Below are 16947 nucleotides of genomic sequence, written 5' to 3' on the forward strand. Positions count from 1 at the left end.
TTCTTTATTATTTCTTTAGGGTAAACTTCAACTTAATCGTTATTATTTAAAAAAACAAAATAAGGATGAAAGTTGAATTGCTACATAAGTATATATCAGGGAATGCAACCGAAGAAGAAAAAAAGCGCATAACTGAATGGGCACAAAAGAACTCAGAAAATATGCGTGAGTATATGATACAACGTAAATTATACGATATTGCATTATGGAATAAAGAATCCATGGCAGGAAAAGAAAAGAAATCGATAAAAAAACTCTCACTATACAGGGTTGGAAAAGAAGTAATCAAAATAGCTGCAATTTTTGCAATTGTACTTTTGGGAAAATACTATTGGTCTCCAGAACATCAAACCCAAGGAGATATTCCGTTCCAATCTATCTATGTACCAGCTGGACAGAGAGCCGAACTCATGTTGTCTGATGGCACCAAAGTTTGGTTGAATTCAAGAAGTTCTTTAATTTTTCCCACAAACTTTAATTCGGATACTCGGAATGTAAAGTTAGATGGAGAGGGTTACTTTATTGTTACCAAAAATGCCAAACAACCTTTTGTCGTGGAGACCAACAAAGGTAATGTGAAAGTTTTGGGCACAGAATTCAATGTCATAGCCTATTCTATAGATAGCATTTGGGAAACCTCATTACTGAAAGGAGCTGTGGAAATTTTAGTACCCAAATCAGTTGATAAAGTAAAATTAGAACCTAACACCATGGTTAGATTAATCGATAATAAACTAGTGAAAGATCACATTAAAGAAACTGATTATTTTTTATGGCGTGAAGGACTTCTCTGCTTCAATAATATATCTGTCCCAAATTTGATTGAGAAATTAAAACTTTATTATGGAGTAAATATTATAGTAAATAACACCAAAATTTACAGAAAGCGCTATACTGGTAAGTTTCGAACAAAAGATGGAGTTGAGCACGTTTTAAAAGTCTTGAAACTTAACAATAATTTCACTTATAAAAAAGACGATGTAACTAATACAATAACTATTTATTAACCCTTTAAAATAAAATGCCTATGAAATAACACACAAATAAAAAATGGAGCAGTGCTGGCACACCACTCCATAAAGTCAATTACGCATTGACCAACTTTCAATTAATCTTAAGTTAAAAACTTAAATTAAGTATGCAAATATATGAAAAATATATTGTACCACGAATCTATAATAGTAGAAATTAAATCTTTATTCCATATTATGAAAATCACAGTATTAGCCTTATTTATATTTGTCGGAACTGCTTTTGCTACGGAATCTTATTCTCAAGCAATGAAAGTAACCGTTATGGCTGATAATATACCAATGGCTAAAGTAATTAACGAGATCGAAAAACAGACAGATTACCTGTTTGTATATGACATAAATGAAGTGAATTTGAAGCAGAACGTGAAACTAAATGCACAAAATAAATCGGTAGCTGACGTTTTAAATATAATGTTCAAAGGAACCGATATTCATTATGCTATGAAAGGAACGAATATCATGTTAATGAAGGGCATAAACAATGAAATATCACTACAACGAATCCATAAAATAACTGGTATTGTAAAAGATGAAAATGGTGAACCAATTATCGGAGCCAATGTGTCAGTTAAAAACCAAAAAACAATAGGTGCAATTACAGATATGAACGGACGTTTTACTATTGATGTACCGGTCAATGCCGTATTGCAAGTAACATACATTGGATACATCCCTCAAGAGATAAACATCGGCAATAAAAAAACTGTGAATATTTCTCTCAAAGAAGATAACAAAACATTGGATGAGGTAGTTGTCGTAGGATACGGAGTACAAAAGAAAGTAAACGTAATAGGAGCTGTAGAAACTGTGAAAGCAGATCAGATAGCAGACAAACCTGTTACATCAATTGTTTCAGCGCTAACAGGCGAAGCAGCAGGTGTAACGATTAAGCAAAGTTCTGGGCAACCAGGAGCCAATCAAGGATCCGTCCGTATCCGTGGAATCGGCACATGGGGAGATGCTTCTCCACTCGTTTTAGTAGATGGTATATCCATGAGTTTGGATGATGTTATCCCCAATGAAGTTGAATCGGTCTCAATACTAAAAGATGCTTCTTCTGCAGCAATATATGGCTCCCGTGCAGCTAACGGCGTTATTTTAATAACTACCAAAAAAGGTAAAGCAGGTAAGGTTTCATTCTCTTACTCAGGTAATATCGCACTGCAACGTGCTACAAGAGTTCCTGAGATGGCATCTTCATGGCAATATGCAGAAATGTATAATCAGATGATGGTCAACGAAGGACAAAGTCCTATATTCTCAGAAGAAAAAATAAAACGCCTGAAAAACGGAACAGGTAATCCGGACTTAGGAGAAGCCAATACGGATTGGTACAAAGAACTTTTACGTATTGCGCCCCAACACAACCATCAAATATCAATTCAAGGAGGAGGTGAAAGATTTACTTACATGATTGCTACTGGTTATTCTGATCAAAAAGGAGTAATTCCTTCAACTGCATTCAATCGATACAATTTACGAATTAACACTACGTCTCAATTGACATCTTGGTTAAAATTAGACCTCAATATGACATACTTAAATAGTTTACGGAAAGAAGCCGCACGAGGTGGCGCAACAGATGCTTATCGACGCGCTGGTCGTGCTTTGCCCTATCTGCCGGTAAAATTCTCAGATGGCACATGGTCGTATAACACATATCCAACCAACCCTGTAAGAAGAGTAAGTGGAGATTATGGATCAGTTAAAAACTATAATGATGCTGTGAGCGTATTAGTTGCACCCGAAATAAAGATTTTGGATGGACTTATTGTAAAAGGAAATTTTGCTTATGAGTCAAATACATATCGCGATAAATCTTTTGAAAAGACAGTGGTTTATGATAGTTTTGAACAAGCAGGTCAAGCCGCTACGACGGAAGAAAACCGCAATAAACAAATAGATAAATGGAGTCAATATCGCAATATAACAGCAAATGCTTTAATTAGTTATGAAAAAACAATAGGAAAACATTCACTCAGTGCCATGGTAGGGACTTCTTTGGAAACCTTTAAATATGCTTTTACAGAAGCCTCTCGAATGGATTTCCCAAATAATGATTTTTCCGAAATTAATGCAGGTGATCCGACAACAGCTTCCGCCAATGGAAATTCGACTTATGCTGCTTTGGCATCAGCGTTTGGCCGTATCGGTTACAACTTCAAAGAAAAATATCTAGTTGAATTCACGGCAAGATATGATGGTTCTTCTAAATTTGCCAAAGGAAATAGATGGGGATTCTTCCCATCAGCATCCTTGGGATGGAGAATCTCGGAAGAAACATTTTTTCAACCTCTAACTGCATATGTTTCTAACCTCAAATTTAGAATGTCGTATGGTTTGTTAGGTAATCAAAAAATTTCAAACTACCAGTATTATTCTTTAATTGGAAATGGTGGTAATTATATGTATGATGATAAAATACAAATGGGATATGCAGAATCCAAAATGGGTAATGAACTAATTACGTGGGAGTCATCAAAGAATTTCAATATTGGAATAGATTTTGGCTTATTCGACAACAGACTAAGTGGAACATTTGACTGGTATAAAAAACGAACCTCAGATATTTTACTACAATTAAAAACGCCAGATCTATTGGGAATAGACGCTCCTATAGAGAATGCCGGTATCATCGAAAACCAAGGATGGGATCTTACACTGAACTGGCAGTCGAGAATCGGGAAAGATTTCAAATATAAGATCGGAATGGTACTTTCAGACGTAAAAAATAAAGTTATTGACCTTAAAGGATATAAATCTCCAACAAGTGATTTAACTGCACGCATAGAAGGACAGCCTTTAGATGCTATATTTGGTTACAAAACGTTAGGGATCTGTGAAAATCAGGCAGATTATGACAAATATCAGAAACAAATGAAAACATTCAACCCTAAATGGGGGATCGGAGATATAATAATTGAAGATCTTTATGAAGATGGAAAGATAGATGCAAACGACAAAACGGTAATAGGAAATTCGATTCCACGCTATACCTTCGGAATCAACTTAGGATTTGACTATAAAAATTGGGATTTTTCATGTTTCTTTCAAGGTGTAGGAAAAGCTGATGGCTACATAACCAACGAAGCCATCCAAGGGTTAAACGGAGGCGGAGTAAACAGTCCAAGAAAGGAGCACTATGAAAAGACATTCAATCCAAGTAACCCACAGCCTGGTGCTTATTTCCCACGTACTCTGAAATCTACATATAACTTTGATAATATGTCACATTGGATACAAAATGCATCTTATGTTCGCTTGAAGAATCTTCAAATAGGACATACATTTAATGTAAAAGGATTCAATAAATTCAGGGTTTATTTATCTGGAGAGAATTTATTCACTATCACTAAATTTATGACTTGGGATCCTGAAACTCCTGTTGGTTCAAGCACCTCTTATCCTCACATTTCAATTTATTCGGTTGGTGTAAACCTAATTTTCTAATCAATAAATATTTTATATAATATGAGAAAATATATCTTTTATATACTTTGTTTAACAGGAATGTATTCTTTAAACTCCTGTAACGACTTATTGGATGCCGCTCCTCAGGATCAGATCTCAAATGATAAATTCTGGAAGTCAGAGAAAGATGCAGAAAAATTGATTATAGACTTATACAGCGCGACATTACCGAGTGGTATATTTTGGGATGAATGTATGTCGGACAATGCATATTTAGCTTATGACTGGTGGGGTGGACAGCAACAAGTAGCCAATGGTTCACAAACTGTATATGGTGAAACGGCAAGTAGTGTTTGGAATGGAGCATACTCCACAATCAGAAAATGTTGGTTCTTGCTTGAAGGCATGGAGAAAGTCACCTTCAGTTCTGATGCCGTTAAAAAAAGAATCACAGGAGAAGCCTATTTTATGTTAGCCTATCAATATTATCTTTTGACAACCTATTTTGGAGATGTTCCGTTGATAAAAAAGACACTGGACATTCCGACCAGTAAGGAAGTATCAAGAGACCCTAAACAAGTTGTAGTAGAATTTACTCTACAAAAGTTAGAAGAAGCCGCAACCCTGTTAGTAAATACTGCTCCAGAATATGGACGAATTACAGCAGATGCTTGCCACTTCCTTATGGCACGTATTCAACTTTACAATGAAGATTATAAAGCCTGTTTGAAATCACTTGAGAAATTAGAAGGTAAGTATCAATTACATAATGTGGGGGACACTCCTTACGAGGACCTTTTCTCAGGCAAAGCAGAAAGAAATTCAGAAGTGATATTGACTAAGATATGTGAACCTAGACAAGGTGATATATCAATAGGGCATTCAGGCAATGGAGCAATGTTACTGAAAGGAATGACTGGTGGCGACCCCTATTGCGGAATCTTCCCAACAGGCTCATTGGTTGATTCCTATCCAATGGCAGATGGTAGATTGATTCATGAAATGGGCTCAACTTATGATCCTAAAAACCCCTACGCCAATAGAGATCCGCGATTATATCAATCAATAACATATCCCACTAGTCAACTAAAAGTTCTGGATGGAGCTACAAATACAATAAAAGAAGTATTATATGACCCAGAAGATGAAAGTACCATAAGTGTACAACAATACGGGGCTCCAGAACCGTCTCGTACAGGCTATGTTTGGAAAAAATATGTGGATTATTCAGCATATGGAATGTTAGAAATCTGGGACTGTACCAACGATATTATTCTTTTTAGATACGCTGATGCAATGTTAATGAAAGCTGAAGCTCTATTTAAGACCCAAGGACTTAGCGCAAAAGATGAAATATGTAACCTCATCGATCAATTACGCAACCGTTGTAAAGGTGGAAAAGTGCATCGAGAAAACTACAACACAGAAGATATGTTATTCAGATTAATTAAAAATGAAAGACGTATTGAACTTGCTAATGAAGGCACTCGCTATATCGACTTAATTCGATGGAAAGATGCAGAAAAAAATACAGTTGAAACTGGTGTCGGGTTGGTAGGAGAACTATACGGAGCCTACATGAGATTGGACGGTGCAGGGAAAACTGATACAACAGTTAAAATAGACGGAGTTCCTAGACGATATATAGAAAAGCGTTCTTTTGACAAATCGAAAGGTTATCTATTTCCCATTCCACAAAACGATAGAGACTTAAATTCTAATTTAACCCAAAATCCTGGTTGGTAATTCACATTAAAAATCGACATTAATAATTAGAGTTCCTTTCCCTGTATAGGAAGGAAAGGAACTCTTTTTTTAAGTTTCCAACATTAAGACTATTAAGACACATATCTTTAGCAATAAAGCCCAAGTCCAACCTATATTAATAAAATAAATAATATATGAGCAGTAGAATCTTACTCTTCTTTATTCTATTTTTCAACTTCTTATCCATTAAAGCAGAAGTTGATATTTCTTTATCAGGTGAATGGAAATGTCGTCTCGACTCATTATCAATAGGTGAAAAAGAGCATTGGGAAAGAGACGTTTTCTCCACTCCTATTGTTTTACCTGGATCCACTGACGAGGCTGGTATCGGCAATTCTTATCCCATTTTCAAATCAATTTTAGGCTGCAATCGTTTTCCTGATTATCCTCAAAATGCCGATTTTGGGATGATGACCAGAAAACATAAATATATCGGCAAAGTATGGTATCAAAAAGAATTTACTATAAAAGCCAACCAAACAGGGATGTTTACTCTATTTTTAGAACGTGTAATGTGGAGGAGCAAAGTATGGATTGATGGTAATCCTGTTAAGAATATAGTAGATTATTTATCATCACCACACAAACATTTTCTTGGACAGTTAGACAAAGGGAAACACACTGTTACCATAATGATAGACAATAGTGAAATTTATCCTATTGGCACGTTAGGACATTCCTATTGCCCACATATGCAAACTCAATGGAATGGGGTTGTTGGAGAAATAGGACTTCAAAAAACACCCGCCATACATATTGATCAACTGAATGTTTATCCTTCCTATTGCAAGAAAGAAATAAGAGTTTCATTAAATATTCTAAATTCACAAAAAGAAAAGGGCAATTTTAAGTTAACCTTTACTGTCACAGACAAACAAACAGGACAAAAAGTATACACGAACAAACAGATAATAGAACTATTCGATACAATAAACAATTACTCATTTACTATTCCACTCCCACTCCCTAAGCCATGGGATGAATTTACTCCAAATCTGTATAAAATTGACGTGTTGCTAAACTCAGGCAAAATTACAGACAGGAAAACTTCCACTTTCGGATTTAGAGATTTAGGGATAAAGGATAAGCATTTCACAATCAATAATAAAAAAATTATTTACAGAAATAGCCATGAAGGAATGTTCTTTAGCAATACGGGATATCCCAACATGAGTGTTGACTACTGGAAAAATATTTGGTTACTATATAAGAAGCATGGATTCAATGCAGTTCGTTTTCATTCATGCTGCCCTCCCAAAGCCGCTTTTATTGCCGCGGATGAGGTAGGTTTATACTTACAAATAGAATTCTTCTGGAAAGACGAATGGATGGGATGGAAAGATCTTATTGGAGAGGCCGACAAACGACTAAATCAATTTGTTTTTAGTGAGGTACTTGAAGCCCTCAAAACATACGGGAATCACCCTTCCATGATGCTAGTGTCATTTGGCAATGAGTTAGGAGGAAATTTCGATTGGATGGGTGAGCGCATAAAAGAAATGAAGAATATTGATACACGTCATTGGTATGCAGCCGGAATAGCTCATAATATAACTGTATATGATGATTACGTAGAATATGGTGGTAAAAATCAAGCATTAAATAACAAAGGTACAGACTGGAACTATTCGGACAGTTACAACAACCGATCTGCGCATAATTATGATGAGAAGTTCAGAAGGAAGAACCTTCCAGAATTTACACACGAAACCGGACAATACATAGTCCATCCTTTATGGAATGAAATAAAAAAATATACAGGAATATTAGCTCCTTTAAATCTGAAATATTACAAATCAATAGCTCAAAGAAATGGGATTGACACTCTTGATGAAAAACTCCAAAAAGCTTCCGGTCAAATAAACAAGAATTTGTATAAAGCAGAAATAGAAGCAACATTAAGAACGCCAGAGAGTGCGGGATACAGTTTACTCAGTATGGTTGATTATCCCGGCCAGGGAGAAGCCTTAGTTGGTTGGGTTAACGCTTTTTACGAAAACAAGAATTTCATAACTCCTGAGGAGTTTTCCATGTTTGGTTCTCATACCGTTCCTTTACTGCGTTATAAGAAACATGTATGGGAAGATGGAGAAATATTTACGGGAGGGGTAGAAATCAGCAATTTCGGAAAAGAATCTTTACATTCTAAAAAAATATTCTATAATATTAAAAAAGAGGATAAAGTAATCGATTCAGGATATCTATATTCAAATTGTATAGAACAAGGTGAATTGACAAAAGTAGGTTTTTTCAATCACACACTCCATTCTGGTACATATGGATGTAAGTTAGACATTGAGCTTGAAATAGAAAACACTTCCTATAACAATAAATGGTCAATATGGGTATTTCCCAAAAGGACTAATGAAGTACGACTTAACAATGTGATTGAAACAACTTCTTTGAAAACAGCTATTGCCAAACTGAAAGAGGGAAAGAAAGTGTTGCTTTTGGCCAATAATTTAGGTAACAAACAAAACCAAATTTATTCTGCATTCAATCCAGTTTTTTGGTCTGCAACTTGGTTTACCGGACAAAACACGGATGTCAGTGGTGCTTATATTAGGAACAAACACCCACTGCTGTCACTTTTTCCCACAGAAGATGTCATGAATTGGCAATGGAAAGATATATGTGAAGATAGTCGTGGTTTTATTTTGAATGATTTTCCCAAAGACTATTATCCTATCGTCCAGCCCGTAAACGATTTTCACCATGGAAATAAACTTGGTACCATTTTTGAACTTAAAACACGAGAAGGTGGTAAACTTGTAGTTTGCGGATACAATCTGACAAACGCTTTAGATAAACGTATTGCAGCGCGTCAATTAAGAGAAACGATTCTATCCTATATGAACTCAGAAAATTTTAAACCCACTCAATTTGTTGAATATGATTGGTTAAATAAGAATCTAAAAAACACTCTCAACAATCATGAAAAAGAAATAAAAGAACTCAAAGCTCTTCTATTTATTACTCCTGACAATACCTCCGGCTATTCTCAACTGAGCAAATGGACAAAAAAGAAAGACAATGTTATCACTAATGAAGAAGATCTAGATTATCACATAGATTGCCAAGGAGTATGGCAGGACGATATGGGAAGTTATTGGGTTGGAAATAAAATAATTTTAGAAATCAAAATTGAGCATCCCAAGTTGATGACATTAAAGCTCTGTTTTTTAGACTCTAATAAACTAAATCGCACAGGTGTCATTTCTTGCGAAGATGCACCGGAAGTACAATTGAAAGAACATCACAAAGAAACTTGGATTTCCATTCCTATTACACGCGAGAACTGCTTGGATGGCAAAATAAAAGTTGCCATAAATTGTCTGAATGGGCCCAATATCATGTTAAATAAAATTGCTCTAACAGCACTATAAAAGATAAGTTCATACATTAAAGACACATATATGAAAAAGATTTTTTTATACACTTTATCAGTTATGACATGTTTAATGTCTTACGGGCAGCTCCCAAAAACAAGTTTTCCTTTTAAGGATAAATCTTTGTCTACCGAAGAGCGAACAGAAGATTTAATAAATAGAATGACCTTAGAAGAAAAAATTGACTTGCTAGCAGGTTACAACGACTTTTACCTCCACCCCTGTAAACGCTTGGGAATACCAGCATTTAAAATGGCAGACGGTCCTCTTGGACTTTCCTCCTGGGGGCTTTGGGGGAGAGCTACTGCATTCCCATCTTCTATCTCCGTGGCTTCCTCGTGGAATAAGAATTTGGCTTCCGAAGTTGGAAAAATTTACTCAGAAGAATGGAGGGCAAGAGGAATTCACTTTATGTTGGCTCCAGGAGTCAACATTTATAGAGCATCTAAAGGTGCCCGAAATTTTGAATATTATGGAGAAGATCCCTATCTTACTTCCGAGATGGTCGTTCCATTCATAAAATCAGTACAAGAAGGTGGTGTAATTGCCACAATTAAACACTTTGTAGGAAACGATCAAGAATATGACAGATACACTGTAAGTACAGAAGTTTCAGACAGAGCTTTACATGAAATTTATCTCGCCCCATTCAAAGCCGCTGTAGAAAAGGCGGATGTAAAAGCAGTAATGACCGGCTATAATCCGGTAAATGGCATATATTGTACCGAAAACAAATTTCTAATCGATATATTAAAGAAAGATTGGCATTTCAAAGGAATACTAATGTCCGACTGGGCTTGCACATACTCAGCTGATAAAGCCGCCAACCATGGTTTGGATCTTGAGATGGGGAGTAAGAACTGGTTCAACAGAGAGCAATTATTGCCTTTGATAAAAAAAGGAATAGTCTCTGAAGAAGTAATCAATGATAAAGTAAGACGTATCTATGGTACCTGCATTGAAATGGGCTTTTTCGATAGACCACAACTAATTGAGGATAATCCTACTTACAATCAGAAAGCGAATAAAATGGCACTAAAGGTAGCTGAAGAAGGTATCATCCTCTTAAAAAATAAGGATTGCTTACCTTTGAAATCCCCTCGAAAAATTGCAGTTATCGGCCCGACAGCCAATCCTGCCGTCATTAATGATAGAGTTTTTTCGGTCAATGGAAATGTGTATGGTGGTGGCGGTAGTTCCCGTGTTCACCCTTGGTATATAGTTAATGACCTCAAAGGAATAGATAATGAATTTAAAAATGCTGAAATTTATTACACTGAAGGTATCTCCAGTCAGTTCAAAAGACATCTATTTAGGAATAGTGAATTCAGGACTCAACAGGGTAAAAGAGGACTTACCGCTAAATATTATGCGCTAAAGTCGGATACAATACAAACAATTTCTGCCAATCTACTCAAAGAACAAGCAAAAGCCGCTGGAAGAAAAGAAGAATCTACTCAAATAATCTCTTCACAAAAAAACGCAGGTAATTGTATTGTTAACAGAATAGATCGTCAAGTGGATTTCGAATGGTGGGGATATCCTGACAATAACAGAACTTTTGGCTCTGATTATAAAATAGAATGGGAAGGCTATGTCGACATACATAAAAGTGATAGTATTCGTTTTTTTGTCGACGCACAAGGAGGATATCAGTTATTTATTGACGGCAAATTAATAGTAGATGCATCACCCTCTCAGTCTTTCCATGTGAGTTCAAATGCCATTTATTCTAAGAAAGGAGAATCTAAACATATAAAATTAAGATTTTGGAACCAGAGATCTTTGCCCGCAGAAATAAGAATGGGATATTGCTATGACAGCGATATCGACTTCTCAGAAGCTAAACGTCTTGCTTCCAAATCCGATGTAGCAGTGGTTTGTGTCGGTCTTGATGGAAGTATCGAATTAGAAGGAAGAGATCGTCCATTTGACTTACCTTATGGACAAGATTTACTTATCAATGAAATTAGTAAAGTAAACCCCAATACTATAGTTGTAGTACATGCAGGGGGCGGTATAAATATGACAAAATGGATTGATCATGTATCTGCAGTACTGCATGCTTTCTATCCGGGACAAGAAGGAGGAAATGCATTGGCACGCATTTTATCTGGACAAATAAACCCTTCAGCCAAGTTACCTTTCACTTTAGAAAAAAAATGGGAAGACTCTCCTGCTGCAGGGAATTACGATGAGACAAGGAAAGAGAAAAAAGTTTACTATAACGAAGGTATATTTACAGGATACAGAGGCTATGAAAAAAAAGGTATATCACCTCTATTTCCGTTTGGTTTCGGCTTATCCTATAGTTCTTTTAAGTATGACAACCTTTCAATAAAAGTTATAGATGAAACGAATGCTATAGTTGAAATTAAATTTGAAATTTCCAATATAGGCGATGTAAATGGCGCGGAAATAGCACAAGTATATGTAACCGACATGGTGTCAAAAGAGGAGAGACCACTAAAAGAATTGAAAGGATTTGAAAAAATATGGCTAAAATCCGGTGAAACAAAATCTGTTACCATTAGGCTTACTAAAGAAGCTTTCCAATATTACAATGAAAAGAGCAAGAAATGGGTTTTTGAAAAAGGAGATTTCTTGATTAAAATTGGAGCTTCTTCACAAGATATTAGATTAGAACAAAAAATTAAATTGTAAAAATCGACATCAAATATTATTTGACACTTAAAAAAATAAATCATGAATGCATACAAATTATTATCAGCGTTATTTATATCCAGTTTTTATCTATTTTCGTGCACTTCTTATGAAGAGATAGATACGTCAGTATATTTAGATCCCTCACGTCCTGTCAACGAACGCGTAGAAGCTTTGTTAGCACAAATGACTATTAATGAAAAAATCGCTCAGATGGATATGGTCTCGGAATGGGACGAAGATAGTATTTTAAATAACACTTATCATGACTTCGGAGCGTGGATTGCAGGTCAAGAGCCAGAAGAAACGAACAAACTTCAATCTTTTTCCGAAAAAACTCGTCTAAAAATTCCATATTTAATAGGAATGGATGCCGCTCATGGCTATGGTACATTAGCAGGAAGAACAATTTATCCCACTTCTATCAGTATGGCTGCAACGTTTAATCGTACTCTCGTTAAACTTTCAGCTCAAAAAGCCGCTGAAGAAATTCGTTCCGCCGGAACACATTGGACTTTTGCTCCTTGCGTGGATATTGTATATGACGCAAGATGGGGAAGAACAGGTGAAACTTATGGAGAAGACCCATACTTGGCAAGTGAACTCGTCAGACAATCAGTTATTGGTTTACAAGAAAATGCAAATCCACAAAAAAGAGTAGCAGTTTCAGTAAAACATTTAGCTGCCGGTGGAACATCTGTAGGAGGTATTAACCATGCTTCTGCCGATATCTCCGAACGTTCATTACGATCTTACATACTCCCCCCATTTAAAGCGGCTATTGAAGCTGGATGTATGACTATTATGCCTGGTCACAATGATATTGGAGGAATACCTTGTCATTCATCTAAATGGCTACTGACCGATGTAATAAAAAACGAATTCGACTTCAAAGGTTTCTTTATCAGTGACATGAAAGACATGGACAATCTGACAAGTTTACATTATACTGCACACAATCAAACAGAAGCTATAGAACAAAGTGTCAATGCAGGTATGGATATGCACATGTATTCGTCTGACAGTACAGAGTTTCTAGTTCCTATGAAACAACTGATAAAAGAAGGAAAAATACCTATTAGCCGTATAGATGACGCAGTAAGACGTATTCTCAAAGTAAAATTCGAGTTAGGTTTATTTGAAAATCGTTATGTAGATCCCACTAAAGATGTTTACGCAACCAAAATAAATAGAGAAATAGCTTTGAACGCAGCACGTGAGTGTATCATACTTTTAAAAAACAGTAAAAACCTGTTACCTATTAACGAAGCTAAATACAAGCGTATTTTGGTCACAGGGCCTAATGCTAACAATCAGGCTATGCTAGGCGATTGGAGTTTCTTTCAGCCAGACAGTAATGTTGTTACTGCACTAGAAGGTATGCAAATGATCGCATCTAATTCTGAAATAATTTATAGCAATAGCGGCAGAATAAGATCTGAATTATCACATGAAAAGACCAATACGACAGATCCCGCCTTACAAAAAAAAATACTTTCAGAAGGAGGAGGAATCTCTGACTACAGCATTTCCGATGCAGTAAAGAAAGCTGAAAATTGTGATTTAGTTGTTGTAGTTATGGGAGGGTATGGCATTCGATCAGACTGGGGCCTAAGAACTTATGGTGAATCGGCAGATCGCCCATCGATTGATTTTTATGGTCGTCAAATTGAACTAGTCAAAGCATTGCAAAAAACAGGGAAACCTATAATTGCTGTAATTGTTAACGGAAAACCTTTAAATAACGAATGGCTTTCAGAAAACATCTCAGCCATAGTAGATGTATGGGAACCGGGAATGTATGGTGGTCAAGCTTTAGCCGAAATCTTATTTGGCAAAATAAACCCATCTGGGAAACTACCTATTACAGTACCCAAACATGCAGGGCAATTACCAATGTATTATTATCAAACTGCATCAAGATATTGGACTGGTTATAGTTTAGGAAGCAGTCGCTCTGACAATTTACCTGCTTATTGTTTCGGGCACGGACTTAGTTATACCACATTTGAATACAGTGATTTGAAAATTGATTCGATTCATTCAATGAACAGAGAAAATATACATGTTTCTTTTAAGGTAAAAAATACAGGGCAAATGAAAGGAAAAGAAGTTCCTATGTTGTTTGTTAGAGACTGCATATCAAGTGTAGTCACTCCTCTCAAATTACTGAAAGAGTTCACAAAGATTGAACTTGCTCCCGATGAAGAGCAAACAATCAATTTCAACATTCCTATGACAAGTTTGGGTTTATGGAATGAATATATGAAATTTGTTGTTGAACCTGGCGATTTTTTATTTTCCATAGGGCGTTCAGTATCTGACATTCGACTAGAAAAGAAAATAACAATTAAAGAATAACTCCCAAAGAAAATAATTCAGTTATCTATTGGAGATAATATCCCAAATCACCCATTCACCATACATATATTTATACTTATCCAAGCATATAAATCTAATATATTGTTGGGTCTGTTTATATAAGTATAGAATTATCCAGATGAATCAAGGCTTGCCTATTGATTTATCCAGTAATTACAGTAGCTCTGTCATTAAACCGGAACAGTAGTAACCGACAACGCCCCTTCTCTCTGTCTGAAAGAAGGGGCGTTATTTCAAGTAATAGTAATCCGGCTATAAACGCTTATTATTCATCGATTGCAAATGAAGCTACAATGATATTCTTTTCATCCAAAGAATTAGGATTACGAACCGTTATCCCATATTCCCCTATCGGTTTTTCTTTCAATGTAATCAGATAAGAACTTTCTCCATACTTTTTAGCGGTATACGGAAGTAATTCCAGATTATTGTTAGAAGCCCCTCCAAAGGTACTCAAAGAAGATAGTTCGGCCTTACGTACTTTCTTACCTGTTTCAAACTGAAAGATATTGATAATAGACATCGGATCGGTATTGTTGTCCACAGCCCTCACAATCAACTTAAAATCATCTCCCCGATGCAATCGTACCTGAGCGCTGGGACCATCTACATTTATTTTTGTCTTCACTTTGCCCATGCCCACCAAATATACCGAGGCATTGGCTTTTGTTTTGATCTTAACGGTAGCCTTTTCCAACGGAGTCGTACTGTTGTCCGAATTCAAGACTAACACCTCACCTATAAAATCAGGTTCAGTAACCGTCTCTTGTGCATAACTACTTGTACAGAACAGAACACTAATCAATAATAATAATTTAATTTTCATACTCGTCGTTGTTTTAGATTAATAGAGTCTACAAATATATGTATTATTCACAATTTCTCCTACAGTAACTACTTACATTATCTTCAGGAACCGGCAAGTTCTCTCTTCACAATCCAGTATCCGACCCTGGACTCCGAAATACCCGGCTTCACTTTATGGTTACATACCAGTTCGTCATCTGTTATGGCAGACTCCAGATAATAAAAGCAACAAGAATCGTCTCCATCCAGCCTCCGGGCCAGTTCTATGATATGTGTGGATATCAGGAAACGGCTGTGAACCTTCTCCCTGAGCACTTCGGTCACGGCTACCGATGCTTCAAAAGCATCCCGTGCATTGGTCCCCCTGAACAATTCGTCGAACAGCACAAAACAATGGTTACCTTCATTAATCTGTTGCAACACCTCTTTCACCCGCAGTACTTCCGCATAAAAATGACTGCGCCCATCCCTTAACGAATCCGGAAGATTGATAGAAGTAAAAATACCATCAAATACCGGACAGACCATAGAAGAAGCGGGCACCGGAAATCCGGCATGAGCCAGCCATACGGCGGACGCTATCGCTTTCAAGGTCGTGGATTTACCGGCCATATTTGATCCTGTAAAGATACAGATATTCCCATTCGCCATATTCCAGTCGTTTTTCACCGCATCTTTCACCTGAGGATGGTAAAAGTCACGAAGCACAAATTTGCCATCGGTCGTAAACGTAGGGAAACACCACCCTTTCGTAACAGCCGTGCGGTGCATGGTACGGATGGCATCCAATTGATATACAATCGAAAGAAGATCAGCAATGGTATGGTTGCGCCGATAGCGGAAAATATAATCCAGTCGGTCGGTCCGGTAAAAACCGTCCTCCTGTCCGCAGGATTCTACCATTTTGCCCAACTCCGTAGCCTGATAAGTCTCCAGGACAGTAGCTACCATACTACGGATTAACCGGGGAGAAAGTGCGGTCACATGATCCGCAAAAATCTTCAGTTCCAGCAAGACGTTTTCAAGCAACTTTGTTCCTCTCTGAATGATATAGCGTTCGGGAGTACTTCTGAACACCCTGAAAGCACGTGATAAAACAGATTCCAGATAAGTAACCCTTGTCGGACGGTCTCCCTGACTAAGATAAAATTCTATAAAATCCAACTCTTCCCTGCAAATACGTATTTCGGGGAAATCCGGACACCGGATGGCTTCCTGCCTTTCATGCAGCATCTGCCAATCGGATATGGGATGAGTTACCCAATCTTCCAGGCACCTCTTTCCTCCGTCACTTTCCGTCATGTCAAAGAGCGAGAAAAGAGTTTTCTCGCCATACGTACTCTCCATCACTCCTAAGTCATTGAGAGTCTGTCTATCTGTTCGTAGTTGTTTCACGGTATCTCATATGATCAATTTCTCAAAGATAGAATATTTTTCCGGAAAGAGCATCATCCATCCTCCCGGAATTGTATAACTTTGCAGCCGATAAATCC

At 36.7% G+C, this 16947-nt stretch carries 8 protein-coding genes; 6 read left to right on the top strand and 2 right to left on the bottom strand.

The annotated features are described in order from the left end of the window. Positions 1–65: 65 nt before the first annotated feature. The 6 genes from FDF36_RS15470 (at position 66) to FDF36_RS15495 (ending at position 14626) form a co-directional block, all read left to right on the top strand. A complete protein-coding gene (locus FDF36_RS15470) occupies positions 66–1007 on the top strand; it encodes a FecR family protein (RefSeq protein ID WP_022011467.1) in 942 nt (313 codons plus the stop codon). Positions 1008–1148: 141 nt separating this feature from the next. Further along, a complete protein-coding gene (locus FDF36_RS15475) occupies positions 1149–4484 on the top strand; it encodes a TonB-dependent receptor (RefSeq protein ID WP_259281455.1) in 3336 nt (1111 codons plus the stop codon). Between the two features lie 21 nt (positions 4485–4505). Further along, positions 4506–6191, top strand: coding sequence for a RagB/SusD family nutrient uptake outer membrane protein (locus FDF36_RS15480; protein ID WP_220391938.1), 1686 nt, complete (start codon positions 4506–4508; stop codon positions 6189–6191). A gap of 155 nt (positions 6192–6346) precedes the next feature. Further along, positions 6347–9598, top strand: coding sequence for a glycoside hydrolase family 2 TIM barrel-domain containing protein (locus FDF36_RS15485; protein ID WP_220391939.1), 3252 nt, complete (start codon positions 6347–6349; stop codon positions 9596–9598). A gap of 30 nt (positions 9599–9628) precedes the next feature. Beyond that, positions 9629–12265 (top strand): beta-glucosidase, encoded by a 2637-nt coding sequence (locus FDF36_RS15490; RefSeq protein WP_220391940.1) that lies wholly within the window; start codon positions 9629–9631, stop codon positions 12263–12265. A 42-nt stretch (positions 12266–12307) separates the two neighbouring features. Then, a complete protein-coding gene (locus tag FDF36_RS15495; RefSeq protein WP_220391941.1) occupies positions 12308–14626 on the top strand; it encodes a glycoside hydrolase family 3 N-terminal domain-containing protein in 2319 nt (772 codons plus the stop codon). Positions 14627–14912: 286 nt separating this feature from the next. On the opposite strand, the gene FDF36_RS15500 is transcribed toward FDF36_RS15495, so the two are convergent. Next, the gene (locus FDF36_RS15500; RefSeq protein ID WP_220391942.1) at positions 14913–15473 is read right to left on the bottom strand and encodes a hypothetical protein; all 561 of its coding nucleotides are present in this window, start codon (positions 15471–15473) and stop codon (positions 14913–14915) included. Between the two features lie 83 nt (positions 15474–15556). Next, the gene (locus tag FDF36_RS15505; protein WP_259281462.1) at positions 15557–16801 is read right to left on the bottom strand and encodes a MutS family DNA mismatch repair protein; all 1245 of its coding nucleotides are present in this window, start codon (positions 16799–16801) and stop codon (positions 15557–15559) included. Positions 16802–16947 lie beyond the last annotated feature (146 nt).

The sequence above is a fragment of the Bacteroides fragilis genome, from assembly GCF_019583405.1.
In the GTDB taxonomy this organism is placed as follows: domain Bacteria; phylum Bacteroidota; class Bacteroidia; order Bacteroidales; family Bacteroidaceae; genus Bacteroides; species Bacteroides fragilis_B.